Source organism: Janthinobacterium sp. SUN176 (genome assembly GCF_030587335.1).
Lineage (GTDB): Bacteria > Pseudomonadota > Gammaproteobacteria > Burkholderiales > Burkholderiaceae_D > Janthinobacterium > Janthinobacterium kumbetense.
In genome coordinates, this window is sequence record NZ_JAPWIA010000006.1 from 113,467 (window position 1) to 139,939 (window position 26,473).

The 26,473-nt window shown below is 63.4% G+C and carries 22 protein-coding genes; 7 read left to right on the forward strand and 15 right to left on the reverse strand.

Features of this window, described 5'->3' with window-relative positions; all coding sequences use genetic code 11:
- Positions 1-3 precede the first annotated feature (3 nt).
- The 3 genes from O3299_RS25850 to O3299_RS25860 all read left to right on the forward strand — a co-directional run bounded on the left by O3299_RS25850 (position 4) and on the right by O3299_RS25860 (position 3,927).
- Positions 4-1,143 (forward strand): PilT/PilU family type 4a pilus ATPase, encoded by a 1,140-nt coding sequence (locus tag O3299_RS25850; protein WP_305063510.1) that lies wholly within the window; start codon positions 4-6, stop codon positions 1,141-1,143.
- Between the two features lies 1 nt (position 1,144).
- Positions 1,145-1,630 (forward strand): glutathione peroxidase, encoded by a 486-nt coding sequence (locus tag O3299_RS25855; protein WP_305063511.1) that lies wholly within the window; start codon positions 1,145-1,147, stop codon positions 1,628-1,630.
- Between the two features lie 185 nt (positions 1,631-1,815).
- Positions 1,816-3,927, forward strand: coding sequence for a bifunctional diguanylate cyclase/phosphodiesterase (locus O3299_RS25860; protein ID WP_289919633.1), 2,112 nt, complete (start codon positions 1,816-1,818; stop codon positions 3,925-3,927).
- Here O3299_RS25860 and glcF read toward each other — a convergent pair.
- Genes glcF through O3299_RS25875 form a run of 3 tightly spaced genes read right to left on the reverse strand, consistent with a single transcriptional unit; the run spans position 3,920 to position 7,740 of the window.
- Complete coding sequence (gene glcF / locus O3299_RS25865) at positions 3,920-5,158, reverse strand: glycolate oxidase subunit GlcF (RefSeq protein WP_305063512.1); 1,239 nt, start codon at positions 5,156-5,158, stop codon at positions 3,920-3,922. The genes O3299_RS25860 and glcF overlap by 8 nt on opposite strands.
- A gap of 4 nt (positions 5,159-5,162) precedes the next feature.
- The gene (gene glcE, locus O3299_RS25870; RefSeq protein ID WP_305063513.1) at positions 5,163-6,233 is read right to left on the reverse strand and encodes a glycolate oxidase subunit GlcE; all 1,071 of its coding nucleotides are present in this window, start codon (positions 6,231-6,233) and stop codon (positions 5,163-5,165) included.
- A 16-nt stretch (positions 6,234-6,249) separates the two neighbouring features.
- Positions 6,250-7,740 (reverse strand): FAD-linked oxidase C-terminal domain-containing protein, encoded by a 1,491-nt coding sequence (locus tag O3299_RS25875; RefSeq protein WP_289913616.1) that lies wholly within the window; start codon positions 7,738-7,740, stop codon positions 6,250-6,252.
- A gap of 150 nt (positions 7,741-7,890) precedes the next feature.
- On the opposite strand from O3299_RS25875, the gene O3299_RS25880 reads away from it, so the two are divergent.
- Positions 7,891-8,445: a cob(I)yrinic acid a,c-diamide adenosyltransferase gene (locus tag O3299_RS25880; protein WP_305063514.1), complete on the forward strand. Its 555-nt coding sequence runs from the start codon at positions 7,891-7,893 to the stop codon at positions 8,443-8,445.
- A gap of 55 nt (positions 8,446-8,500) precedes the next feature.
- Here the strand turns inward: O3299_RS25880 and O3299_RS25885 are convergent, their stop codons facing one another.
- The 8 genes from O3299_RS25885 to O3299_RS25920 all read right to left on the reverse strand — a co-directional run bounded on the left by O3299_RS25885 (position 8,501) and on the right by O3299_RS25920 (position 16,208).
- On the reverse strand, positions 8,501-8,692 hold the full coding sequence (locus tag O3299_RS25885; protein WP_099665484.1) for a hypothetical protein: 192 nt from the start codon (positions 8,690-8,692) through the stop codon (positions 8,501-8,503).
- A gap of 74 nt (positions 8,693-8,766) precedes the next feature.
- The gene (locus O3299_RS25890) at positions 8,767-9,147 is read right to left on the reverse strand and encodes a glutaredoxin family protein (RefSeq protein WP_257218742.1); all 381 of its coding nucleotides are present in this window, start codon (positions 9,145-9,147) and stop codon (positions 8,767-8,769) included.
- Between the two features lie 66 nt (positions 9,148-9,213).
- The gene (locus O3299_RS25895; protein WP_099665485.1) at positions 9,214-9,411 is read right to left on the reverse strand and encodes a hypothetical protein; all 198 of its coding nucleotides are present in this window, start codon (positions 9,409-9,411) and stop codon (positions 9,214-9,216) included.
- Positions 9,412-9,677: 266 nt separating this feature from the next.
- Complete coding sequence (locus O3299_RS25900) at positions 9,678-10,817, reverse strand: cytochrome-c peroxidase (RefSeq protein ID WP_305063515.1); 1,140 nt, start codon at positions 10,815-10,817, stop codon at positions 9,678-9,680.
- Between the two features lie 86 nt (positions 10,818-10,903).
- Entirely contained in the window at positions 10,904-13,045 is a 2,142-nt protein-coding gene (locus O3299_RS25905) for an FUSC family protein (RefSeq protein ID WP_305063516.1), read from the reverse strand.
- A gap of 131 nt (positions 13,046-13,176) precedes the next feature.
- On the reverse strand, positions 13,177-15,048 hold the full coding sequence (gene dxs / locus O3299_RS25910) for a 1-deoxy-D-xylulose-5-phosphate synthase (protein ID WP_289900412.1): 1,872 nt from the start codon (positions 15,046-15,048) through the stop codon (positions 13,177-13,179).
- On the reverse strand, positions 15,049-15,948 hold the full coding sequence (locus tag O3299_RS25915; protein WP_289906811.1) for a polyprenyl synthetase family protein: 900 nt from the start codon (positions 15,946-15,948) through the stop codon (positions 15,049-15,051).
- Between the two features lie 8 nt (positions 15,949-15,956).
- Positions 15,957-16,208 (reverse strand): exodeoxyribonuclease VII small subunit, encoded by a 252-nt coding sequence (locus O3299_RS25920; RefSeq protein WP_251351026.1) that lies wholly within the window; start codon positions 16,206-16,208, stop codon positions 15,957-15,959.
- Between the two features lie 405 nt (positions 16,209-16,613).
- Here O3299_RS25920 and O3299_RS25925 point away from each other — a divergent pair, with 405 nt between their 5' ends.
- Genes O3299_RS25925 through O3299_RS25935 form a run of 3 tightly spaced genes read left to right on the forward strand, consistent with a single transcriptional unit; the run spans position 16,614 to position 19,559 of the window.
- Positions 16,614-17,714 (forward strand): aromatic ring-hydroxylating dioxygenase subunit alpha, encoded by a 1,101-nt coding sequence (locus O3299_RS25925; RefSeq protein WP_251351025.1) that lies wholly within the window; start codon positions 16,614-16,616, stop codon positions 17,712-17,714.
- 57 nt (positions 17,715-17,771) lie between these two features.
- Positions 17,772-18,695 carry a DMT family transporter gene (locus tag O3299_RS25930; protein WP_305063517.1) on the forward strand — a complete coding sequence of 308 codons (924 nt, stop codon included), beginning with the start codon at positions 17,772-17,774 and terminating at the stop codon, positions 18,693-18,695.
- Positions 18,696-18,707: 12 nt separating this feature from the next.
- The gene (locus O3299_RS25935) at positions 18,708-19,559 is read left to right on the forward strand and encodes a sulfurtransferase (RefSeq protein ID WP_305063556.1); all 852 of its coding nucleotides are present in this window, start codon (positions 18,708-18,710) and stop codon (positions 19,557-19,559) included.
- Positions 19,560-19,602: 43 nt separating this feature from the next.
- On the opposite strand, the gene O3299_RS25940 is transcribed toward O3299_RS25935, so the two are convergent.
- From O3299_RS25940 to polA, 4 genes are all read right to left on the reverse strand, one after another.
- A complete protein-coding gene (locus O3299_RS25940; protein ID WP_305063518.1) occupies positions 19,603-21,345 on the reverse strand; it encodes an ABC-F family ATP-binding cassette domain-containing protein in 1,743 nt (580 codons plus the stop codon).
- A gap of 276 nt (positions 21,346-21,621) precedes the next feature.
- On the reverse strand, positions 21,622-22,380 hold the full coding sequence (locus O3299_RS25945) for a ZIP family metal transporter (protein ID WP_099665490.1): 759 nt from the start codon (positions 22,378-22,380) through the stop codon (positions 21,622-21,624).
- Between the two features lie 246 nt (positions 22,381-22,626).
- Positions 22,627-23,511: a dienelactone hydrolase family protein gene (locus O3299_RS25950; RefSeq protein WP_099665491.1), complete on the reverse strand. Its 885-nt coding sequence runs from the start codon at positions 23,509-23,511 to the stop codon at positions 22,627-22,629.
- A gap of 28 nt (positions 23,512-23,539) precedes the next feature.
- Positions 23,540-26,299: a DNA polymerase I gene (gene polA / locus O3299_RS25955; protein WP_305063519.1), complete on the reverse strand. Its 2,760-nt coding sequence runs from the start codon at positions 26,297-26,299 to the stop codon at positions 23,540-23,542.
- Positions 26,300-26,473: the final 174 nt, after the last annotated feature.

Here is a 26,473-nt window from a genome sequence, read left to right on the forward strand (position 1 = left end):
GCCATGCAGACGACGCACGAACACTATGGCGCCATGCATGCGCTGCTGGCGCAGATGCGCGCACGGGGCGGCTCCGACCTGTTCATCACGGCCGGCTTTCCCGCCGCCATCAAGCTCGACGGCAAGCTGACGCCGCTGGCTGGCGGCGCGCTTGACGCGGCCCAGGCGGCCGGCTACGTGCGCGCCGTCATGAACGAGCGCCAGGCGGCCGAGTTCGAGTCCAGCCGCGAAGCCAATTTCGCCATCAGCCCGGAAGGACTGGGGCGTTTCCGCGTATCCGCCTTCGTGCAGATGGGCCAGGCAGGCATGGTCTTGCGGTTGATCAATACCGCCATCCCCACCCTCGATGGGCTGGGTTTGCCCGCGATCCTGCAAGACATCGTGATGAGCAAGCGGGGCCTCGTCATCATGGTGGGCGCCACGGGCTGCGGCAAATCGACCACCCTGGCGGCCATGGTGGGCCACCGCAACGCCCACAGCCACGGCCACATCATCACCATCGAAGACCCCGTGGAATTCATCCATCCGCATGGCAACTGTATCGTCACCCAGCGCGAAGTGGGCGTCGATACGGACGACTGGGCCACGGCCCTGAAAAACACCCTGCGCCAGGCGCCCGACGTGATACAGATCGGCGAAATCCGCGACCGCGACACCATGGACCACGCCATCGCGTTTGCCGAGACGGGCCATCTGTGCCTGGCGACCTTGCACGCGAACAACGCCAACCAGGCGCTGGACCGCATCATCAATTTCTTCCCCGAAGAACGGCGCCAGCAGTTGCTGATGGACCTGTCGCTGAATTTGAAGGGCATGATTTCGCAGCGGCTGATCCCCAACAAGGATGGCGGCGGGCGCCAGGCGGCGCTGGAAATCCTGCTCAATTCGCCGCTGATGAGCGACCTGATCTTCAAGGGCCAGGTGCACGAGATCAAGGAATTGATGAAAAAATCGCGCGAGCATGGCATGCAGACTTTCGACCAGGCCCTGTTCGACCTGCACGAGGCGGGCGCCATCAGCTATGAAGACGCGCTGCGCAATGCGGATTCCGTCAACGACCTGCGCCTGACGATCAAGCTCAAGGGCGCAGCGGCGCCGGAACCGGCCCCGCAGGCGGGCGCCACCAAACTGGGACTACTCTGACATGACCAGCATCCACGATTTCCAGGCAGAGGCACTGGACGGCACGCCGATCGACCTGGCGCGCTACAAGGGCAAAGTACTGCTGATCGTCAATACGGCCAGCGCCTGCGGCTTCACGCCGCAATACGAGGGGCTCGAAGCGCTGTACCGCGAATTCCACGACCAGGGCCTGGTCGTGCTGGGTTTTCCCTGCAATCAATTCCGCCAGCAGGAACCGGGCTCGAACGAGGAAATTGGCGCCTTTTGCGAAAAAAACTTCGGCGTCACCTTTCCCCTGTTTGCCAAGATCGACGTGAATGGCCCGCATACCCATCCCGTCTTTGCGCAATTAAAACAGGCGGCGCCCGGCATATTGGGCACGCAATCGATCAAATGGAATTTCACCAAGTTTTTGGTGCGCAAGGATGGCAGCGTATTTCGCCGCTACGCGACGGCCAGCAAGCCGGCCAGCCTAGCGGCCGATATACGGCAATTGCTACAAGAGTAGAAGTGCAATACTTTGACTTAAGACAACAATCATGCGAAATCAATAAAACTGTATTTATTTCATGCTTGATATCAATATTGTGTTTCAAATAGCAAATATCGGTGATAATGTTTACATAATTATTCGCAGATATCGATCATAAAACGATGCCAGTCTTTGGGAAAATATTATCTACATGGATGCGGATGGGCAGTTATTCCCGCCTCTTCATCCCTATTACCTTCCTGATACTCGCCGTTTCCGCCTTTCGCTATCACGCCCTGCTCGGGACGGAAACGGCGCTGGCCAATGCCCGCTACCAGAGCGAAGCCCGGCAACTCGACCTGTTCCTGGCCAATAGCGTGCTGCCGCTGGCCGTGCATACGGACCGGCATGCGATGCACGACAGCGTGCGGCAAGTGCTGCGCAGCGCCCTGCCGCTGAACCGCAGCCTCGCCGCCATGCGCTGGGATACGGCTGGCGCGCATGTCGAAGTGCTGGCCGACAACAAGCTGACCGACACGCTGGCCGACGGCGTGCCGGCGTGGTTTGCACGCCTGGCGGGCATGGCGGCCATCCGCAGCCGCCTGACGGTGGCGCTGCCGGATGGCGGCGACGGCATCCTGGACGTGCATTACACGCCCGGCCTGCCCCTGGCGCAGGTATGGCAACGGGTGCGCGGGCAAGCCGTCCTCAGCACCATCAACATCGTCCTCGTCTTCCTCCTGCTGGGCTTGATCCTGGCGTCGCACCGCAAGCTGCTGGCGCGGCTCGTGCAGGCGACGGACCGCTTCCGCGATGGCAACTTCGCCGTGCGCCTGGCGGCCGGCACCACGCCCGAAGCGCAAGCCGTGTCGCAGTCGTTCAACGGCATGGCCGGCGATATCGAAGAATTGCTGACCTCGCTGAAGACCAGCCAGCGCCAGCTGGGCGAGCAGTTGAACGAAACCGTGCACATGCAGCAGGCGCTGCAAAAGCTGTCATGGCAAAACTACAATGACGTGCTGACGGGCCTGCCCAACCGCGCCGCGCTGGCCGCCCGCTTCGAACAGGAGCTGTTCCTGGCGCGCGAACGCCAGCGCCTGCTGGCCGTCTGCCTGTTCGACCTCGACCACTTCCAGGCCATCAACGACCGCTACGGCGCCGAAGCGGGCGATGAAATCCTCAAGCAGGTGGCCGGCCGCCTGCACGGCTTTACGGGCCAGATCCACTACGCGGCGCGCCTGGGCGGCGATGAATTCGTCCTGCTGCTGTGCGGCCAGGCCAGCATCGCCAGCATCGAACAGAACATCACGCAATTGCTGCAGGAACTGAGCCGCCCCTACCAGGGCGACCAGCAGGCGCTGCACGTGACGGCCAGCGTCGGCATCGCCGTCTACGCGGGCAAGGACTTGAATACGGAAAGCCTGCTGCGCCACGCCGACCACGCCGTCTACCAGGCGAAACTGACGGGGCGCAACCAGTACCACTTCTTCGACACCAACCTCGATGAAGAAGTGCGCACCCACCACAACCAGCGCACGGAAGTGCGCCAGGCCCTGATCAATGGCGAACTGCGGCTGTACTACCAGCCCAAGGTGAACATGCGCGCCGGCACGGTGGTGGGCATGGAAGCGCTGCTGCGCTGGCAGCACCCGCGCCGCGGCGTGCTGGCGCCCGCGCAATTCCTGCCGCTGGTGGAACAGACGGATTTGATCATCGACATCGGCGAATGGGTGCTGCGCCAGGCCCTGTGGCAGATGCAGCGCTGGGTCGCTTGCGGCAAGCACTGGGTCGTCAGCGTGAATATCGCGGCGCGCCACTTCCAGCAACCGGACTTCGTCTCGCGCCTGGAAACCATCCTCGGCGAATTTCCCGGCGTGCGCGCCAGCATGCTGGAACTGGAAATCCTCGAATCGTCGGCCCTGCACGACATCGAAGACGTGCGCCGCATCATCCGCGCCTGCCAGGCGCTGGGCATCACCTTCGCGCTCGACGATTTCGGCACCGGCTACTCGTCGATGTCATACCTGAAACGCCTACCGGCGAATATCGTCAAGATCGACCAGAGCTTCGTGCGCAACATGCTCAACGACCGCGACGACCTGCACCTGGTGCGCGCCGTCATCGGCCTGGCCCGCTCCTTCAGCTTGACGGTGATCGCCGAAGGCGTGGAAAGCGTCGAGCATGGCGCGCGCCTGATCCAGCTGGGCTGCGACCTGGCGCAAGGCTACGGCATCGCCCGCCCCATGCCGGCCGACGCCGTGCTGGAATGGGCCAACAATTTCATCCCGGCGCCGCAGTGGCGCATCGCCCAATACAGCGAAGTGCCTATTTGACCGGGGTCAAGGCGGAGTCGATCAGTTCGATCCAGTGCCGCACGGGCGTCTCCGTGCCCGACTGCAGGTGGCTCAGGCAGCCGATATTCGCCGACACGATCATCTCCGGCTCGCACGCTTCCAGGTTCGCCACCTTGTTGTCGCGCAACTGTTGCGACAGAGCCGGCTGCAGGATCGAATACGTGCCCGCCGAACCGCAGCACAGATGGCTGTCGGCGCACAGGTGCACGTCAACGCCGACGGCGCGCAGCACCTGCTCCACCTTGCCGCGCACCTGCTGGCCGTGCTGCAGGGTGCACGGCGGGTGGTACGCCACTTTTTTGCCGATGCGCCCCTGCAGCAGCGCCACCAGCTCCGCTTCGAACGCGGGCATGATCTCGGACAAGTCGCGCGTCAATGCCGCGATGCGCCGCGCCTTGTCCGCATAGCGGGCGTCGTGCGCCAGCAGATGGCCATATTCCTTCACCGTGGCGCCGCAGCCGGAGGCCGTCATGACGATGGCTTCCGCGCTGTCCACGCAGTCGACATAGGGCCACCAGGCGTCGATATTGCGGCGCATGTCGTCCAGCGCCGCTTCCTGGTCGTTCAAGTGATGGCGCAGCGCGCCGCAGCAGCCCGCCTTAGTCGCGACAATCAGCTGCACGCCGAGGGCGTCGAGCACGCGCGCCGTGGCCGCGTTGATGTTCGGCGACATGGCCGGCTGCACGCAGCCGTCGAGCAGCAGCATGGTGCGCGCATGCCGGCGCGCGGGCCATGCCCCGGCGGCTGCGCCCGGGCGCAGCTTGTCCTGCAAGCCTTTCGACAGCAGGGGCCGCAGCGCCTGCCCCGCCTTGTACACGGGCGTAAACAGCCAGCGGCGCGGCAAGGCTTCCTTCAGGGCGAAGCGCAGCGCCCGTTCGCGCAAGGGGCGCTGCACGCGCTGTTCGACGACGTTGCGGCCGATGTCGACCAGGCGCCCGTACTGCACCCCGGACGGACAGGTCGATTCGCAGTTGCGGCAGGTCAGACAGCGGTCCAGGTGCGTCTGCGTCTTGGCCGTGACGGGCGCGCCTTCGAGCACTTGCTTGATCAGGTAGATGCGTCCGCGCGGGCCATCGAGTTCATCGCCCAGCAACTGGTAGGTGGGACAGGTGGCCGTGCAAAAGCCGCAATGCACGCAGGCGCGCAGAATGGCTTCGGCTTCGTCGCCTGCCGGCGTATTCTTGATGAAATCGGCGAGATTGGTTTGCATGCGCTCAAGTCATTCTGTGCGGGTTGAAGATGCCGGCCGGGTCGAAAGCATGCCGCAGGCGCTGGTGGATTTTTTCAATGGCTGGCGCCAGCGGGTGGAACACGCCCACGGCCTTGTCGCCGCCGCGGAACAGGGTGGCGTGGCCCCCAAGCGCGGCCACGGCCTGGCGGATGTGCTGGCTGCCTGCCGCATCGGCGTCGCCGTCGAGCTTGAGCCAGCGCTGCGCCCCGCCCCATTCGATCAGCTGGCGCCCCTTTAAAATCACGGCGCTGGCGTGCGGCGGCAGCGACAGGCGCCACAGGCTGCCCGCGCCCGCGAAGAAAGCGTGCGTCTGTTCGCGCACGGACAGCCAGAAGGCGGCAGCGTCTTCCTGCGCCAGCAACTCGCCATTCAAGGATTGCAGGGCCGCCGACACGGCCGCCTCGGCGCCGGACAGCCGCACGCTCAAGACGTCGTCATGCCAGCAACTGGCGGAAATGGGCAGCGGCTTGCCCGCCCATTCATTGAGCAAGCGCAAGGCGGCGATTTCCGCGCATTCCAGGCGCAAGGTCGCTTCGCGCAGCGGCAAGGGCAGCACCTTCAGCGACACTTCCAGGATCAGGCCCAGGGTGCCCAGCGAGCCCGCCAGCAGGCGCGAGACATCGTAGCCGGCCACGTTTTTCATCACTTGTCCGCCGAAGGCCAGGCGCTGGCCGTGGCCATCCATCAGCACTGCGCCCAGCACAAAGTCGCGCAAGGCTCCCGCGCTGGCGCGGCGCGGGCCGGACAGGGCGCTGGCGACGACGCCGCCCACCGTGGCGCCCGGCCCGAAATGGGGCGGCTCGAAGGCCAGCATCTGGTTGCGCGCGGCCAGCGCCGCCTCGATCTCGGCAAGCGGCGTGCCGCAGCGGGCCGTGATCACCAGTTCCGTCGGTTCATAGTCGATGATGCCCGCATACGCGCGCGTATCGAGCACCTCGCCTGCCAGCTGCTGGCCATACCAGTCTTTTGTGCCGCCGCCGCGCAGGCGCAAGGGGCGGCCTGCCGCGCTGGCCGCCAGGATCTGCTGCCTGAATTGTTCCGCTATCGCTTGCAAAAGAGTCTCCGGAAAATTAAAAACGGGGCAGGTTGGCGAACGGCAGGCGTCCCGCCGTCACATGCATCTTGCCGAATTCGGCGCAGCGGTTCAAGGTGGGAATCGCCTTGTCCGGGTTCAGCAAGGCATGGGGATCGAAGGCGCGCTTGACGGCAAAGAAGGCATCGAGTTCGGCGCGCGTAAATTGCACGCACATGGAATTGATCTTTTCCATGCCCACGCCATGTTCGCCCGTGATGGTGCCGCCCACGGCCACGCACAGGGCCAGGATGTCCGCGCCAAACGCTTCGGCGCGCTCGAATTCGCCGGGCATGTTGGCGTCGAACAGGATCAAGGGGTGCAAATTGCCGTCGCCCGCGTGGAACACGTTGGCGCAGCGCAAGCCATGCGTCGTTTCCATGCCGGCGATGCCCGTCAGGACTTCGGCCAGGCGCTTGCGCGGGATGGTGCCGTCCATGCAGTAGTAGTCGGGCGAGATGCGTCCCGCCGCGGGAAAGGCGTTCTTGCGGCCGGACCAGAATTTCATGCGCTCCGCTTCCGACTGCGACACGGCGATGGCGCTGGCGCCCGCCCCTTCCAGCACGGCCGTCATGCGGGCGATTTCCTCTTCCACTTCCTCGTGCGTGCCATCCGCTTCGCACAGCAAGATGGCGGCCGCGTCGATGTCGTAGCCGGCCTTGACGAACGGTTCGACCATGCGCGACGACGTCCGGTCCATCATTTCCAGGCCGGCCGGGATGATGCCGGCCGCGATCACGTTGGCCACGGCATTGCCGCCCGTGACGACGTCGTCAAAGGACGCCATGATGACCCTCGCCGTGGCCGGCTTCGGGATCAGCTTGACCGTCACTTCCGTGACGATGCCCAGCATGCCTTCGGAGCCGATGAAGACGGCCAGCAGGTCGAGGCCGGGCGAGTCCAGGCATTCGCCGCCCAGTTCCAGCACGTCACCGTCAATGGTAACAACCCGCACGCGCAGCACATTGTGCACGGTCAAGCCGTATTTCAGGCAATGCACGCCGCCCGAGTTTTCCGCCACGTTGCCGCCGATGCTGCAGGCGATTTGCGAGGACGGGTCGGGCGCGTAGTACAAGGCATGTTGCGCCGCCGCTTCGGAAATGGCCAGATTGCGCACGCCCGGCTGCACCACGGCCGTGCGCGCATACGCATCAAGGCGCACGATGCGGTTCAAACGCGCCGTCGACAGCACCACGCCGTCGGCGATGGGCAAGGCGCCGCCCGACAGGCCCGTGCCCGCGCCGCGCGGCACGATCGGCACCTTCAACGCGCGGCAGACGCCGAGAATGGCGATGACCTGTTCTTCCGTATCGGGCAACGTCACCACCATCGGCAGCTGGCGGTAGGCGGCCAGGCCATCGCATTCGTACGGGCGCGTATCTTCGGCGTCGGACAGCACGCAGCGGGCCGGCAGCACGGCCAACAGGGCCGCGACGACGGCTTGCTGGCGCGCGGCGGTCAATCCGGATTCAGGGGCGGCATTGAGCATAGGATGTGAGCAAAAGTGCATGGGCGTGCAACGATTGTAAGCACAAAAGCGGCGCGCAGCGCATTTTTTGTCCTATTTGCGGGCAAATCCGGGGCCAGGCGGCGCGCGGTGTCGTATGCTGCCCCCATTCTTCTTTACAGGATCGACATCATGGGCAACCGACTTTCGAAAATCGCCACGCGCACGGGCGACAATGGCAGCACCGGCCTGGGCGACGGCAGCCGCACCAGCAAGGACAGTGTCCGCATCCACGCCATGGGCGACGTGGACGAACTCAATTCGAATCTGGGATTGCTGCTGTGCGAAGCCATGCCCGACGCCTTGCGCGACGAACTGGTGGCCATCCAGCACGATCTGTTCGACCTGGGCGGCGAAATCTGCATCCCCGGCTACCAGTTGATCAAGGAAGAGCACGTGCTGCACCTCGACGACTTGCTGGCGAAATACAATGCGGACTTGCCGGCCTTGAGCGAATTCATCCTGCCGGCCGGTTCGCGCGCCGCCTCGCTGGCGCATGTGTGCCGCACCGTGTGCCGCCGCGCCGAGCGCAGCATCGTCGCGCTGGCCAATGCGGAACCGCTGCACGAACATCCGCGCCAGTACGTGAACCGCCTGTCGGACCTGCTGTTCGTACTGTCGCGCGTGCTGAACCGCTTTGCCGGCGGCAGCGACGTGCTGTGGCGGCATGACCGCACGCGGGGATAAGCCGCCTACGCCGGCCTGACCAGCGTACTGGCCTGCCGGCAAACTTTATTGAATGCTACTCTTGCGCGCAGCTGTTGTAGCACATCTGATGAATCTTGGTGCAGGCGCCTGGCGACCTTGGATGGTCGGTCATGCACTGGTCCAGCCCTTCATCGCATTGCGAATAGCATTCCGGCTCCCCGCCGGCGATCGCGTACGAGGCGCTGAGGCCCATGGCAAACAAAAAGAAACCCAGTTTTTTAAACATCGGTACTCCTTTGCAGAAATGTCAGACGAGGGGCAACATCCATGGCGCGCCGTCTCTTACGCGCCATCCGGCAATCAGATTTTCTTCAGCGCCGCTTCCAGCGCGCCCGTATTGAAACCCTGGATCTTGCGGTTGCCGATCAACACCACGGGCACGCCGCCGCCGCCGAGTTCTTCATGGGCTTTTCTCGCTTCCGGCGATTTCTCGATATCGAGATCGACAAAGTCGATCTTGTTTTCCTTGAAGTACGCGCGCGTCTTGGCGCAATAGCCGCACCAGTCCGTGCCGTACAACACCACCTTTGCCTGGGCATTCGGGAAATACGCGGCGTAATTGCCTTCCGTGTAAGTCGATTTGAATAAACCAGGCAATAAAGACAGGCCATAACCGCTGCCCAGGCCGGCGGCCAGAATCACGCAATACATGGCGATGGTTTTAATTTTCTTTTGCATCATGAAGCCACCTTGACGTCGTTACTTCCAAGCCGGAGCAATGCTTGCGCCCCGGCACACCTGGTTTTCTTAATTCAAGGCGCAATCGGCCTTGCATGCATTTAACAAATCCTTGCACGTGTTGCTGGAATGGCCAGAATCGAGGCAATCGGTAAAGCTGCCATAGCACTCGCGCTGGCAGTCGCTCAAACCATTGCCGGCTGCTCCCACCGAATAGGACGCGCTGACACCGACGGCGAACAGGAAAAGTGCGATCTTCTTAAACATTTTCTACCTTTCGATTGACGTGGAAAAACAATGCCACTTGCGCTTAACTGCTTATTACCTTATAGAATTTATATCGTACAAAATCGAATATAGACCGCACTTATTTTAGAGTCAACGTTTCCTTCCGATAAATTTCCAATTTGGAAAATATATCGGGAAAGCCCCATGAATGTGGAATTTGGAGAGATTGGGAGGCGCCAAACGTCTATACAATGTCGGCGCCGCAAGCAGGTAAAGGCCGGCTGCGGGCGCAGCCGGCCGAGCGGCTACAGCACTTCCAGAAAACTCTTCAACGCAATGATTTCATCGGACGTCAGCTGCAAGCGCTGCAGCAGGGGCGACGTGACGGGGAATTTCGGATCGGCCGCCTGCTGCGCGTTCTGCGGCACGGGGCGCGACATGCCCGCGTTATACATGTTCAACATGCCCACCATCTGCGCGAACGCGCCATTGTGCATCCACGGCCCCGATTGCGCCACGCCGCGCAAACCGGGCGTGCGGAACTTGCCCACATCCTCATTCTTGCCCGTCACCAGATAGCGCCCCAGGTCTTCATACTTGCGGCTGCCGTAATTGCTCAGCCCGAGGTTGTGGAATTGCTGGTCCGTCAGCAAGGCGCCGCTGTGGCAAGTCATGCAACGCGCCTTGGTGCGGAACAGGTGCAGGCCCAGCAGCTCGCGGTCGTTCAAGGCCGTGCGTTCGCCCTCCAGGAAGGTATCGAAACGCGTGACGGGCGGCAGCAGGGTGCGCTGGTAGTCGGCCAGCGCCGTCAGGATGCGCGGCAAGGTCACGCCGGCGCCCTGGCCAAAAGCCGCGTCGAACTGCGCCGGGTAGTCGCCCTGTGCGGCCAGCTTGGCGGGCAATTGCGCAGCCACGGCCGCCATTTCATCCGGATGCTGCAAGGGGCCCAGCGCCTGCTCTTCCAGGGTGCTGGCGCGGCCATCCCAGAACAGCATCCTGACCTGCGCCACGCCCAGCAGGCCCGGCGCATTGCGCTGGCCCTGCCGGCCTTCGTGGCCGACGGAGGTGCGCTTGCTGTCGGCAAAGCTGTGGGCGGGACTGTGGCAGCTGATGCAGGCCACCGCGTTCGCGCGCGACAAGCGCGGGTCGTTGAACAAGCGCTGCCCCAGCGCCGCGACGGCCGGTGCCACGGGCGGCACAGGTATGGCCGAGACGGGTGCCATTTCCGCGGCGGCCACGCCGACGGGCAGGTGCGGACGGGGCCAGTCGGCAATAGGACGGGCATACGCCTGGCGCAGACAGGCTGAATTCCAGCCCGCCGGCGTGGCGCAAACGGTGGTAGTGGCTTCGCGCGCCGCCGCATCCCCTCCTGCAGGCAATCCCACTGTCATGGCCAGCAGCGCTGCGGCCACCCATCCGGTCTTTCCTGCTGTAAATCTATACACGTCGCTCATTCCTCTCTTGTACGCTGGCTTCGAGCAATGATAACCAGCAACATGGCAGCAGCACAGCGAAAGGGGACAGGGCTTGTCTATTCGGCGATCTGCGTCAATTTTCCCGGCGTTTCTTCCGCCTGCGCCCGCACATGTTCGCGCAGCAAGCCGCGCAGCAACTGCACCTGCGCCACGGCATCGGCCTGCAGCGGCGTCAGGCTGTCGGCAATGCAGGGACCAGGCGCGCTGGCGTCGGCGGCGCCGCGCAGCAAGGCATCGATTTCCCCGCTGACGCCGGCGATCCACTGCTGCAGTGCGGGCGGCGCCGGCTCGGCCTGAGGACTCAGGCTGATGCGCGCCGTGCTGCCCGCCACGCGGCGCAACAGCGGCAGGGTGCGCAGCGCCGCGAGGCCCACGCCGCTGCTGCGGTCCAGGCGGCGCTCGATGCGCAAGCGCTGCAAGACCTGTTCCGCGTTATTGCTGGCCAGCCCCGCCTCGCGGCGCAGGCGCGCGATGGCGCTGTCCCATTTGCCGCCCGCCGCCAGCACGGCCAGCAGGTATTTCAGGTTGGCCGACACGGCCTTGGCCAGGCGCTGGTCCAGGTCGTCCGCCTCGCGGTCGGGCCACAGGAAAAACGTGGCCAGCAAGGCCAGCACGCAGCCCAGCACATTGTTGCCCAGACGACTCATCGCATACACCATCTCGCTGGCCGGCGCCGCATAGTCGGCCACCAGCACGAAGGCGGGTGTCATGAACAGCACGTGCAGGCTGTAGCTGACGCGGCGCAAGGCCATGGTGGCGACGATCAAGGGAAACACCACGAGCGAGATGCCCAGCGGCGTGTAAATGACCAGGCCGATCAGCACGGCCAGCACGGCGCCCAGCACGCTGCCCGCCACCCGCTCGATGCCGCGCGGCCAGGTGGTCGACACGGACGGCTGCAGTATCAATAAGGTCGCCATGGTGGCCCAGTAGCCGAACGGAATGTGCAAGGCCTCGACCAGCAGGAAGCCGGCCGTCGTCGCCAGCGACACGCGCGCCGCATGGCGCCAGCTCAGCGACTGCGGCGTGGCGTTGACTTTCGCCGTCTGCCACGCCTGCCCCAGCGCCAGGAAAGCCGCCTCGCGCCACGGCAGCTGCGCCGCGCGCGGCAAGCCCAGCTCCATGAAGTCCACGTTCAGGCGCAGCGGCAGCAAGGCGCCCAGCGCCGCTTCCAGGCGCCGTCCGCAGCCAGCCAGGCGGCGCTGCAATTCCAGGGGCGGCGTTTCCGGCTGGCGCTGCACGGCTTGCCCCAGGCGGCGCAGCAGCACGGCCATCACTTCCAGGCTGCGCCGCGCGCGCGGGTCCTGGCGCAGGCGCTGCTGCTCGCGCTCGCACGTATGCGTGACGGCGATCAGATAGGCGAAGATGCGCTCGGCGTCGCTGAGCGCCAGCAGCAGGTTGTCGTACAGGGCGCTGCGGCCCGCGCGCGCGGGCGGTACGGCGGCCAGCGCCACGCGCGCCGCTTCCAGCGCGGCGCGCGCCTGCGAACGGTAGCTGGCGCCATGCGCGGCAACGTCCGCCTGCGCCGCATCATGTGCGAGGAAGCGCGCATTGTCGCGCGCGATGCCGGCCAGGCGCGAATACGCGGCGCGGATGGCGCGCCGGCTCGGGCCGAATGGGTGGATGCGCCAGACGGTAAAACTGAGCACGGTGGCGAACAGGCAGCCGAACATGTACAGGCCCAGGAAAGGCGCCGTCTGCGTCATCGATGCCAGCGGATGCGTGACCATCACCACGCACGCCGTGGCGGCCAGGATGGCCACCTGCGCCGTGGCCGCGCCCCAGATGCGCGCCAGCGCGCCGGCCCAGGAAAACAGCAGCACGGCGATGGCGGCCGTCGCCACGCCATGGCCGGCCGCCAGCGCCGTCAGGCCGCCGGCCACGGTCGACAGCAAGCCGAAGCCCACCATCGAGACGAAGCGCATGCGCCGCGTGCCGGCCGCGTCGGCCAGGCACGTCCAGAAGGCGCCGATGGCGGCCCAGGAAAAATCGGGATGGTCGAACAGCAGGCCCAGCAGCAGCATGGCGCTCGAGGCGCACGCGGCCCGCAAGCCTTCGGACAGGTTCGTTTCATCGATGGCCAGGCTGACCATCCACAGGGGACGGCGCTGCGCCAGGGTGTCGGTATAGGCGTGCACGCCCGTCAGCCAGCGGCCGGCCAGTGCGCGCGAACGGCGGTGAAGTTTCCTGAGATACAAGTTGGACTTTGAAAGGGTATCAAAGCGTCATCGTAGCATTCCCGAGCGAAAAATGTTGCAGTGCAGCGTAAAATCCCCGGGAGCGAAAAAAAAGCGACACCGCGGTGTCGCTTTTCCGTATGCAAGCCAGCTTAGCTGACAGCTGCCAGGCGCGGCGGCTGCGTGCCGCCAAAACGCTGTTCGATCGAGGCGGCGATGCCGCTGGCGTCCAGGCCCACGCTTTTCAGCAGCTGCACGGGGTCGCCATGGTCGATGAAGGTGTCGGGCAAGCCCAGCATCAGGATAGGCTTGACGATGCCCTCCGCCGCCAGGGCCTCGGCCACGGCCGAGCCGGCGCCGCCCATGATGCAGCCCTCTTCCACCGTCACCAGGTAATCGTGCTCGGCAGCCAGCTGTTTCACCAATGCCACGTCGAGCGGCTTGACGAAGCGCATGTTGGCCACCGTCGCGTCGAGCTTCTCGCCCGCCGCCACGCTAGTCGCCACCATCGAACCGAAGGCCAGGATGGCGATGCGCTGGCCCTGGCGCTTGATCTCGCCCTTGCCGATCTCGATGCTGGTCAGTTCCGGCACGATGGCCACACCCGCGCCGGCGCCGCGCGGATAGCGGATGGCGGCCGGGCCAGGATAGTGGTAGCCCGTGGTCAGCATTTGGCGGCATTCGTTTTCATCCGACGCGGCCATGATGACCATGTTCGGGATGCAGCGCAGGAACGCCATGTCGTAGTTGCCCGCGTGCGTGGCGCCGTCGGCGCCCACGAGGCCGGCGCGGTCCAGCGCGAACGTCACGTCCAGGTTTTGCAGGGCCACATCGTGGATCAGCTGGTCGTAGGCGCGCTGCAGGAAGGTCGAATAGATGGCCACGACGGGTTTCAAGCCTTCGCAAGCCAGGCCCGCACCGAACGTCACGGAATGCTGCTCGGCAATGCCGACGTCGAAGTAGCGGGTCGGAAACTTCTGTTCGAACTTGACCATGCCCGAGCCTTCGCGCATGGCCGGCGTGATGCCCACCAGGCGCTTGTCGTGCGCGGCCATGTCGCACAGCCAGTTGCCGAACACTTCCGTGTACGTCATCTTGGCGGGCGCCGTGGCCGGCTTGATGCCTTCGGCCGGGTTAAACTTGCCCGTGCCGTGGTACAAAATCGGTTCCGCTTCGGCCAGCTTGTAGCCCTGCCCCTTCTTGGTCACCACGTGCAGGAATTGCGGACCCTTCAATTGCTTGATATTTTGCAAGGTCGGGATCAGCGAATCGAGGTCATGGCCGTCGATGGGGCCGATGTAGTTGAAACCGAATTCTTCGAACATGGTGGCGGGCACGACCATGCCCTTGGCATGCTCTTCAAAGCGCTTCGCCAGTTCCAGCACGGGGCCGGGCAAGACGGACTTGCCGACGTTTTTCGCGGCCGCATAGAACTGGCCCGACATCAATCGCGCCAGGTGGCGGTTCAGCGCGCCCACGGGCGGCGAGATCGACATGTCGTTGTCGTTCAAAATCACCAGCAAATTGACGTCTTCCTGCACGCCCGCATTGTTCATCGCCTCGAAAGCCATGCCGGCCGTCATCGAGCCGTCGCCGATCACGGCGATCGCGTGCAGCGGGTCGCCCTTGATCTTGGCAGCTTGCGCCATGCCCAGCGCGGCGGAAATGGACGTCGACGAGTGCGCCGTGCCGAAGGTGTCGTATTCGCTTTCGTCGCGCTTCGGGAAGCCGGAAATGCCGTCTTTCTGGCGCAGGGTGTGCATGCGCTCGCGGCGGCCCGTGAGGATCTTGTGCGAATAGGTCTGGTGGCCCACGTCCCAGACGATGCGGTCGTGCGGCGTGTTGAAGACGTAATGCAGCGCGACGGTCAGCTCGACCGTGCCCAGGTTGGACGACAGGTGGCCGCCCGTCTTGGAAACGGAATCGAGCAGGAAGCTGCGCAATTCCTGCGCCAGCGGCACCAGTTGCGAGCGGGCCAGCTTGCGCACTTGCGCTGGTTCATTGATGGTTTCTAACAGTTTCATTTATGCCTTCCGCTGCACGACCAGGTCCGCCAGCTCGCGCAGACGGCGTGCCTTGTCCCCGAATGGCGCCAGCGCCGCATGGGCGTCGCACCGCAATTGTTCTGCCAGGGCTTTCGATGGTTCCAGCCCCAGTATCGATACGTAGGTGGGCTTGTTGGCGGCCGCATCCTTGCCTGCCGTCTTGCCCAGGGTGGCCGAATCGGCCGTTGCGTCGAGCACGTCGTCGACCACCTGGAACGCCAGGCCCACGGCGCGCGCATACGCGTTCAGCGCCGTCATGTCGTCCGCCGTCAAGTCCTTGCCGGCCAGCGCGCCGAGAATCACGGCCGCGCGCAGCAAGGCGCCCGTCTTGAGTTGATGCATCTGTTCCAGCTGCGGCAAGGTCAAGGCCAGGCCGACGCTGTCGAGGTCGATCGCCTGGCCGCCGCACATGCCGGCCGAACCGGAGGCGTGCGCCAGCAGCTTGATCATGGCCATTTGCCGCGCGGGAGGAATCGCCGCGCCGTCGGCCAGCAGCATGAACGCCTGCGATTGCAGCGCGTCACCGACCAGCAGGGCCGTCGCCTCGTCGTAGGCGATGTGCACGGTGGGCTTGCCACGGCGCAAGGCATCGTCATCCATGCAGGGCATGTCGTCATGCACGAGCGAATACACGTGAATCATTTCCAGCGCGCAAGCAGCGCGCGCGAGGGTATCTTGATCGGCATCAAACAGTTCGCCAGCCGCCATCACCAGCAGCGGGCGCACGCGCTTGCCGCCGCCCAGAAGCGCATAGCGCATGGCAGCGTGCAGCTTGTGCGGCACGGCGTCCGCCGCCGGCAGGAACTGGTCGAGCCGGCCTTCCACGCCGGACTGGGTGCTTTGCATCCAGTCGCCGAAGGTAACGCCGTCTTGTTGCATGCTGGCCATCATTGGGCGGCCTCGCCGGCATCCGTGAACGGTTTCAACATGTCGCCTTCGAGTACTTTCACCTGCGCTTCGACACTGTCGAGCTGGGTAGCGCAATACTTGACCAGTTCCGAGCCGCGCTGATACGCCGCGACCGATGCTTCCAGCGGCAACTGGCCCGCTTCCATTTGCGTTACCAGCTGCGCCAGTTCCGCCATTGCCTCTTCAAACGAGGCCGGCACTGCGGCAGCGGCAGTTAATTTCTTCGACATAGACTCAGATCTCTTCGTGGCACGAGGGGCTTGTAGGGAGACGCCGGGGATTCCCGGCCAGCATAGAAGCGTTATTTTAGAACAAACCACACTATTAAGTGAAAACTAAAGCGCAATCGACGCGCTCAAAGTCAATAGCGTTGCCAGCTTGTCAGTAGATTTTAGCCGAATCGCCCCTCTGCGCCGGAAATTGCGCGCCAAATGACAATGTTTCTCATTAAAAGCCTATTTGCCGGGGGGTTTTGATAATGCCGAGGCCGATCCGCGCTATAATCGCCGGTTCTGTCCGAAATACCGTTTCAACAAATTTGAATTCAGGTCTTTGCGGATTCTTTCTCTCTGTAGCGGTTGCCCAGGGAATGGCCTGGGGCACTGCTGACCGTTGTACATTTATGGGGGGTTGGGATGTCCGATCTGGCTACTCACGCCAAGCTGGCGCGCTCAAACGCGCAACTTCCGGTCCACGTCTATTTTGACGAAACGCTGTTGCAGCGTGAAATGCAACAATTGTTCCAAGCCGGCCCGCGCTATGTCGGGCACGAGCTGATGGTGCCGGAAACCGGCGATTTTGCGACCCTGGCGTCTGAGAACGAAGGGCGCATGCTCGTGCGCAACGCCAATGGCATCGAAGTGCTGTCCAACGTGTGCCGCCACCGGCAGGCGCTGATGTTCAATGGCCGCGGCAATGCGAACCATATCGTCTGCCCGCTGCACCGCTGGACCTACGACCTCAAGGGTGAACTGATCGGCGCGCCGCATTTCCCCGAGACGCCGTGCCTGAACCTGTCGAAAACGCCGCTGCAAAGCTGGAATGGCTTGCTGTTCGAGCAAAATGGCTACAACGTGATGGAAAAATTGAAAGATTTGTCCGTCTCGAAAGACCTCGACTTTTCCGGCTACATGTTCGACCACGTGGAAATCCACGAGTGCGACTATAACTGGAAGACTTTCATCGAAGTCTATCTGGAAGACTATCACGTGGAACCGTTCCACCCGGGCCTGGGCAGCTTCGTCAGCTGCGACGACCTGCGCTGGGAATTCGGCAAGGATTACAGCGTGCAGACGGTGGGCGTGCACCGCGGCCTGCAGCAAGCCGGCTCGCCTGCCTACAAGAAATGGCAGGAGCAGGTGCTGCAATTCCGCGGCGGCGAAGTGCCGCCGTATGGCGCCATCTGGCTGACCCTGTATCCGAACATCATGGTCGAATGGTATCCGCACGTGCTGGTTGTCTCGACCCTGTGGCCCGACGGCCCGCAAAAGACGCGCAACGTGGTGGAGTTCTATTACCCAGAAGAAATTGTGTTGTTCGAGCGCGACTTCGTCGAAGCGGAACGGGCTGCCTACATGGAAACCTGCGTCGAGGACGATGAAATCGCCCAGCGCATGGATGCGGGCCGCAAGGCCCTGATGGCGCGCGGCGTGAGCGAAGTGGGTCCTTACCAGTCGCCGATGGAAGATGGCATGCAGCATTTCCACGAGTGGTACCGCAACAATATCGAACTGTAATCCCTCAAGGGCCGCCTCGTGCGGCCTTTTTTTATCCCCGCGTTTTTCAGGAATCAGATGCAATCTCTTTGGATGCTGTTTGCAAGTTTCATGTTTGCCATCATGGGCGTGTGCGTCAAATTGGCGTCGGAGATGTATTCGACGTCTGAAATCGTCATGTATCGCGGCATCATCGGCATGACCGTCATGAGCTGCACGATTTTGTACCAGGGCGGCAGTTTTAAAACCACGATGCCGGGCCAGCATCTGTGGCGCGGCGTGGTGGGCGTGATCGCCCTGTGGCTGTGGTTTTACGCCATCGCCATCCTGCCGCTGGCCACGGCCATGACGCTCAATTACATGGCGCCCATCTGGATCGCCGTGATCCTGCTGGCCGGCGGCTGGTGGAAGGCGACGCAGCAAGTCGAGTGGCCGCTGGTGGCGGCCATTGCGATGAGCTTTGTCGGCGTGACCCTGCTGCTGCAACCCGTATTCGAGACGGACCAGGCGGCCGGCGCCATCACGGCCTTGATTTCCGGCATGCTATCGGCCCTCGCCTACCTGCAGGTGCGCAAGTTGGGCTTGCTGGGCGAACCCGAATACCGGGTCGTGTTCTATTTCTCGGTCGTCAATTTCCTCGCCGGCGTGATCGGCCACGTGGCCAGCGCCGGCGGCGGCCCCGTCGTCTGGCATGCGCACACGAGCGGCTACGGCATCGGCTTGCTGGCCGCCATCGGCCTGTGCGCCACCATGGCGCAGATGGCCATGACGCGCGCCTATCGCCTGGGCAAGACCCTCGTGGTGGCGAATCTGCAATACACAGGCATCGTCTTTTCCAGCTTCTGGGGCGTGGTGATCTTTGGCGACCTGTTCGACTGGCATGGCTGGGCCGGCATCGGCATCATTCTCGCTTCCGGCATCGCGGCAACCTATTACAATACCCGCAACACGGCCCGTGGCGCGGCGATCGCGCGCACGGATCCCATCGCCAGCGAAGTGTAAGGAGTCATGACCTTGTATACGACCTTGATCAACAGCAATGATTTGTCCAGCCACGTGAATGACAGCAACTGGGTCATTCTCGATTGCCGCCACGACTTGCTCAACCCGACGGCCGGCAGCGACGCGTTTGCCGCCGGCCACATCCAGAACGCCCAGTTCGCCGATATCGACACGGCCCTGTCCGGCCCCAAGACGGCGCGCGGCGCGGCCTTCACGGGCCGGCATCCCTTGCCTGACCGCAACGCCCTGCTGGCCACCCTGCGCAGCTGGGGCATCGATGACGATACGCAAGTGGTCGCCTATGACGGGCAAGGCGGCATGTTCGCCGCCCGTTTGTGGTGGCTGCTGCGCTGGGTCGGCCATCCAGCCGTGGCCGTACTCGACGGCGGCCTGGCCGTCTGGCAAGCACAGGGCTTGCCGCTGGTCACGCCCGTGGCGCCCCGCCCTGCCGGCAAGCTCACGGAAAAAGCCAGCCTGACGCGCACGGTCACCGTGCAAGACGTCATCGCCAACCTGGAAACCCGGGCCTTGACGGTGATCGACGCGCGCGCCCCCGACCGCTACCGGGGCGAAAACGAAACCATCGACCCCGTCGGCGGCCATATTCCCGGCGCGAAAAACCGTTTCTTCAAGGATAATTTACAAGCGGATGGCCGTTTCAAAGGCGCCGAGGAATTACGGCGCGATTTCAGCGCATTGTTTGATGCACCGCAAGCGGCCATCCTGCAATGCGGCTCCGGCGTGACGGCTTGCCACAACTTGCTGGCCCTGGAAGTGGCGGGCTTGCCTGGCGCGGCCCTGTACCCGGGCTCGTGGAGCGAATGGTGCGCGGATCCGGCGCGGCCCGTGGCGACGGGTAACTAAAAAAAAGCGGACCTCGGTCCGCTTTTTTATGCGCTGTGGGTAACTACGACGTTATCCCCAGCGCTTGATTCAACTGCTCCAGTTCCGCCTGCCACGCCTGCTGGCTGGCCGGCTTCTGGTGGCGCGGTTTTCTCGCCAGGTCTTCCGCCAGCAATTGTTCCAGTTCGCACAAGCGTTCCAGCTGGACGTCGACGTCGGTTTGCGCTGGCGCAAGCGCAGCCGTTTCCACGCACGGCGCGGACGCCGGCGCTTGCCCATCCTCAAGACTCAGCCGTGCATACGCGCTGGCTGCATCGGGCCACTCTTCCAGCCCGCCATCGGCCACCACCCAGTAGCGGTTGCACGCCGTCTCGATCAAGTCGCGGTCGTGCGACACCAGCAGGCAGCCGCCCGCAAAGCCGCGCAGCGCTTGCCCCAGCTCCGCCTTGCCCTGCATGTCCAGGTGGTTGCTGGGCTCGTCCAGCAGCAATAAATGATAACTGGCCAAGGAGAGGCCCAGGAACAGCAGCCGCGCCCGCTCGCCGCCACTCAGGGTGGCCACCGTCTGGCCATGGCGTGCATACGGAAAACCGGCCGCTATCAACGCCTGCTTGCGCGCCACCTGGCTGCGCGCAGCCTCGTTTTGCACGGCGAACGGGTACAGGGCGTCGGACAGGTCGGCCGTATCGGCCAGTTGCTTGAGCGACTGGTCGTAATAGCCGATGTTGGCCGCCTTGTGGTAGCGCAAGTCCGCACGTTCCTCCTGCGCCTGGATCGCTTGCCAGCACAGGCGCAGCAGCGACGACTTGCCGCTGCCGTTGGCACCCAGCAAGGCGATGCGGTCGCCCGGTTTCAGCCACAGCTGGCCGACGTGGAACAGCACGGGAGACGTAGGCACGGCGCGCACGTCCAGGCCATCGAGCGCCAGCAGCTGGTCGGCCGCCAGCGCCTTGCCGCGCAGACTCAAGCGCCACGGCGCGCCATCGCTGACGAACGATTGCTCATCCTTCAACTTGTCGATGCGCCGCTGCATGGTCTTGGCCTTGCGCGCCAGGTCTTCATTGTCATAGGTGCGGCCCCACAGGGCCAGGCGGGCGCTGCTGGCAGACAGGCGGTCGATTTCCTTCTGTTCGGCCGCATGCCGGGCGGCGGCGGCCACGTCCGCCTCGGCCAGCGCCGCCAGCGCGGGGCCGCAGGGCAAGTCGAAATCGTAGAGGCGGCTATCGCGCAAGATCCAGCTGCGCGTGGCCACGTTGTCGAGCAGGCGCTGGTCGTGCGAGACGAGGATGAAGGCGCCGCGCCAGGCCAGCAGGAATTGCTCCAGCCACAGCAGCGACGGCAAGTCCAGGTGATTGCTCGGCTCGTCGAGCAGCAGCACGTTCGGCTCCTGCAGCAGGGCACGCCCCAGCAGCAATCGCGTGTGCTGGCCGCCGGACAGGGAATGCACGGGCACTTGCGCCGTATCAACATCAAAACCCAGTTCGGCCAAGAGGCTGTCGACCCGCCAATGCAGTTCCGGCTGCTCCAGCACGGGCGCCAGCAAGGCGTCGTACAGGCTCAGCTTGGCAAGTTCCGGCGGCAAGTGCTGCTCCACGTGCTGCAAGCGGCAGGCACGGGAATAATGGATGGTGCCGGACGTCGCTGCACGCGTGCCGCTGAGCAAGTCCAGCAAGGTGGATTTGCCGCAGCCATTGTGGCCGATCAAGCCGATGCGGTCGCCCTGGCGCAAGGTAAAGGCGAGTTCATTGAAGAGGAAACCGTCGTGGGTATCCAGTTGTAAAGCTTGTGTCGAGATCAGGGTAGTCATGGCTCTTGTCTTTGTTCGGGATGCAAGCATCCGCGTTAACAGGAGCGCTAACGACAACGGAGTACCAGGAAAGGACTCGTCTGGGAGGGTGACTTTGCTCTGGCCAGGTTATCGCAGCGCGATAGAACGTGGGCAAGAGCTGGCAAATGCGCTTAAAGAGCGTGCGCGCCATACGGCGAACAACAAGTTTTCTTCCATGATATTTTCCTCCTTTCTGTACAAGTTAGTCAGAAAGGCAATATAGCATAGGTAACACTGCGCCGGCAGTGCCGGGCATCAACCGCCGTGGCGCTTATGCGTCAGGAACAGCACGATGCACACGCCCAGCGCGATCAGCAGCACTTGCGGGATGGTTTCGCGCAAGGTGGCGCGGCGCTGCATCTGCGGCATCAGGTCGCTCAAGGCGATGTAGATGAAGCCGGACGAGGCAAACACGAGCACGTAAGGAATCAGGTTGCTGGCGCGGTCCAGGGTGAAATAGCCGAGCAAGCCGCCCGCCACCGCCATCAGGCTGCACAGCAGATTGAAGATGTAGGCGCGCAGGCGCGAGAAACCCGCGTTGAGCAGCACGATGAAGTCGCCGATTTCCTGCGGGATTTCATGCGCGATGATGGCCAGGCCCGTGACCAGGCCCAGCTTCGGGTCGGCCAGGAAGGCGGCGGCGATCAAGATGCCGTCCGTAAAGTTGTGCATGCCGTCGCCCACTAAAATCATCCAGCCGGACTTGCCCGCTTCGTGCTTGTCGTGGCCGTGCGCATGGTGGTGGCCGTCGCCTTCGTGGTGGTGCGAATGGCGCAAAATCGCGAATTTTTCCAACATGAAAAAGGCCAGCAAGCCCGCCAGCAAGGTGGCGAACAGGCTGCGCGGGTCTGCCTGCGATTCGAACGCTTCGGGCAAGGCGTGCAGCAGGGACGTCGACAACATGATGCCGACGGACAAGCTGACCATGCGCTCGACCACTTTGGAGAGGAATGCAAACGAAAAGATCGCCGCCGCGGTAATGCTGAACACGCCCGCGATCGTGGTCGCGAGCAAAATGGATATAAGGACGGGATCGATGATTTTCTTACCTCAAAATGGCGCCGGGTCACTGGCGCCCGCGATGCTGGCGTCTGGCCTGATGAATGCGTTGTTATCTATTGTTTAATTTTTTGCGCGTCTGGCGGCAGCGTCGCGCGATGAAGATGCAATTGTACTGCATTGGCGCGCACCGGGCATTTTACAGCCCGGTGCGGCTTGCGCGTCAATTTCTGGGAAATGCGGTATTTTTCTGTTGCGGCATCACGCCACGCCGTGCTTTTTGAACCAGGCCAGGCAACGCGCATAACCGTCTTTCGCATCGGCCGCCACATAGCTGGGGCGGTAATCGGCATTGAAGGCGTGGCCCGCATCGGGATACACGACAAACTCGGATTGGTTGCCGCCCTTGGCCAGCGCATCCTTCATCTTGCCGATCGATTCCTGGCTGATGCCCGTATCCTTGCCGCCATACAAGCCCAGCACGGGGACTTTCAGGCTGGCGGCGATATCGATGGGGTTGCTCGGCTGCAAGGCAGTCGGTTCGCCGACGAGGCGGCCATACCAGGCTACGCCCGCCTTGACGGCCGGATTGTGCGCCGCGTACAGCCACGTGATACGCCCGCCCCAGCAAAAACCCGTGATGCCCAAACGGCTCGTGTCGCCGCCATTCTGTTTTGCCCATGCCACCACCGCATCGAGGTCCGCCATCACTTGCGCGTCCGGCGTCTTGGCGATGATGCCCTTCATTAAATCGGCAATGCTGGCCACCTTGGTGGCATCGCCCTGGCGCACGAACAGGTCGGGCGCCAGCGCCAGATAGCCCTGCTTGGCGAAGCGGCGCGCCATGTCGGCGATATGTTCATGCACGCCAAAGATTTCCGAAATGACCAATACCACGGGCAAACCCGTCTTGCCTTCCGGCTGCGCCGCATACACGGGCACGGCCTGGCCATCGACCATCACCGACATGCTGCCCGTGACGAGTCCGGCAGAATCCGTCTTGACGACGTTTTGCGCCGCCACGGGCAGCACGGCCACGGCAAAACCCGTGCCCAGCGCCACCTTCAGGAAACCACGCCGGCCGTCCGGCCCGGACAAGCTGCTCTGGCCCAGCAAACTTTCACAATCGGTGATCATGTCGCTCATGCGTTTCTCCTGAAAATGTTGCGTTTAATTAATGCGCTTCGTCCCAGTTTTTACCAATTCCCACCTCGGCCGTCAGCGGCACTTTCAGCGCGGCCACGCCCGCCATCAGTTCCGGCAGCTTGCGCTTGACCAGTTCCAGCTCGGCGTCCGGCACTTCCAGCACCAGTTCATCGTGCACCTGCATGATCATCTTCGTCTGCAAGCCGTCCGCTTCCAGCCAGCCTTGCACGGCGATCATGGCCAGCTTGATCAGGTCGGCGGCCGTGCCCTGCATGGGCGCGTTGATCGCCGCCCGTTCCGCGCCCTGACGGCGGGGGCCGTTCGGCGAATTGATTTCCGGCAACCACAAACGGCGGCCGAACACGGTTTCCACGTAGCCGCGCGCCTTCGCTTGCTGGCGCGTGTCTTCCATGTACTGTTTCACGCCGGAAAAACGGGCAAAGTAGCGGTCGATATAGCTTTGCGCGGCCGTGCGGTCCACACCCAGGTTACCGGCCAGGCCGAATGCGCTCATGCCGTAGATCAAACCAAAGTTGATGACCTTGGCGTAGCGGCGCTGTTCGCTCTGCACTTCCGCGGCCGGCACGCCAAAGATTTCGGCGGCCGTGGCGCGGTGAATGTCGATGCCGTCGGCAAACGCGCGCAGCATGGCTTCATCGCCCGAGATGTGCGCCATGATGCGCAATTCGATCTGCGAATAGTCGGCCGAAACGATGTGGCTGCCCGGCGGCGCAATAAAGGCTTCGCGGATGCGGCGGCCTTCCGCGCTGCGGATGGGAATATTCTGCAAGTTCGGGTCGTTCGACGCCAGGCGGCCCGTGACGGCCACGGCTTGCGCATAGTTCGTGTGCACGCGCCCCGTCGTGACGTTGATCATCTTCGGCAGCTTATCCGTGTAAGTCGATTTCAGCTTGGCCATACCGCGGTATTCGAGCAGCACTTTGGGCAGCGGATAATCCTCGGCCAGCTTTTGCAGCACTTCTTCATCCGTCGACGGCGCGCCCGTCGGGGTTTTCTTGACCACCGGCAGTTTCAATTTCTCAAAGAAAATTTCGCCGATCTGCTTGGGCGAGCCTAGATTAAACGGCTGCTCGGCCAGTTCATACGCCTTCTTTTCCAGTTCGAGAATCTTGACGGCCAGCTCGGCCGACTGGATGTTGAGCAATTCGTCATCGATCAGCACGCCGTTGCGCTCGATCTTTTGCAAGACCACGGCCGTCGGCATCTCGATCTTTTCATAGATGAAGGTCAGCTTCTCATCATTCGCCACATTGCCCCACATGGCATTGTGCAAACGCAAGGTGACGTCCGCATCCTCGGCCGCGTATTTCGCCGCCTGCTCCACTTCCACCTGGTTGAACGTGATCTGCTTGGCGCCCTTGCCGCACACGTCCTCGAACGGGATGGTCGTGTAATTCAGATGGCGCAGGGCCAGGCTGTCCATGTCGTGCTTCTTGTGCGATTCGAACACATACGATTCGAGCAAGGTATCGTGGGCGATGCCGCGCAACGTCACGCCGTGGTTGGCGAAGATGTGGCTGTCATACTTGAGGTTCTGGCCCAGCTTGGGCTTGTTCGCATCTTCCAGCCATGGGCGCAGCTTCGCCAGCACGTGTTCGCGCGTCAACTGTTCCGGCGCGCCCGCGTAATCGTGGGCCAGCGGGATGTAGCAGGCGGCGTGCTCTGCCACGGAGAGGGAAATGCCGACCATTTGCGCCGTCATCGGTTCCAGCGACGTGGTTTCCGTGTCGACGGCCGTCAAGGCCGCCGCATCGATCAGGGCGATCCATTTGTCCAGCTGCTCGTCCGTCAGCACGGTTTCATACACGGCTTCCACTGCCGGAGCGGCATCGGCAAACATGTCGCCCGTCGTGTTGGCGGCAGCGCCGCCAGGTGCCGGTGCGCCAACGGGCGACATCGGCGGCGGCGTGGCGCCCAGTTCGCGCAGCAGGGCCTTGAAGCCGTAGCGCTGGAAGAAGGCCAGCAGCGCTTCCTTGTCTTCGTGTTTCGCCACCAGCGAGTCGGCGATGGTCGTCATGTGTTCGGACAAGTCGCAATCGGTCTTGACGGTGATCAAGGCGCGCGCCTGCGGCAGCCATGGCAGGGCCGTGCGCAGGTTTTCGCCCACGGCGCCGCCCACCTTGGCCGCGTTTTCCATCACGCCTTCCAGGCTGTCGTACAAGGTCAGCCATTTGACGGCCGTCTTCGGGCCGCACTTCGAGACGCCCGGCACGTTGTCGACCGTATCGCCGATCAGCGACAAGTAATCGATGATGCGGTTGGGCGGCACACCGAACTTGACCAGCACGGCCGCTTCATCGAGCTTTTCATTGCTCATGGTATTGATCAGGGTCACCTGGCTGTTGACCAGCTGCGCCAGGTCTTTGTCGCCCGTCGACACCACCACGTCCATGCCGGCGGCGGCCGCCTGCACGGCCAGGGTGCCGATCACGTCGTCCGCTTCCACGCCGTCGACCATCAATATCGGCCAGCCCATGGCGCGCACGGCTTCGTGGATCGGTTCGATCTGCAGGCGCAGGTCGTCCGGCATCGAGGCGCGCGTGGCCTTGTATTCCGGATACATGTCATCACGGAAAGTTTTGCCTTTGGCATCGAAAACGCAGGCGATATAGGCGGCCGGGTAATCGGCGCGCAGGCGGCGCAGCATGTTGACCATGCCGTGCATGGCGCCCGTGGGATAACCGTCCGGACTGCGCAGGTCGGGCAGCGCATGGAAGGCACGATAGAGGTAACTGGAACCGTCGACTAACAGCAGGGTGTTTTGCATAATGCCAATAAAATAAGGTGAGCCGCGCCAGCCGGGAAGAAACAGCGGCGGGCGGACGGAATATCGCCCAATTATCGCAGAGTTTAGGGCCGCGCCACCGGCCGCAACGCCTGCCGTTTCCGGCGTTTTTGCCGCCCTGGCGGCCCCGTGCGGGCGCGCGGGCCGCCACTGCCG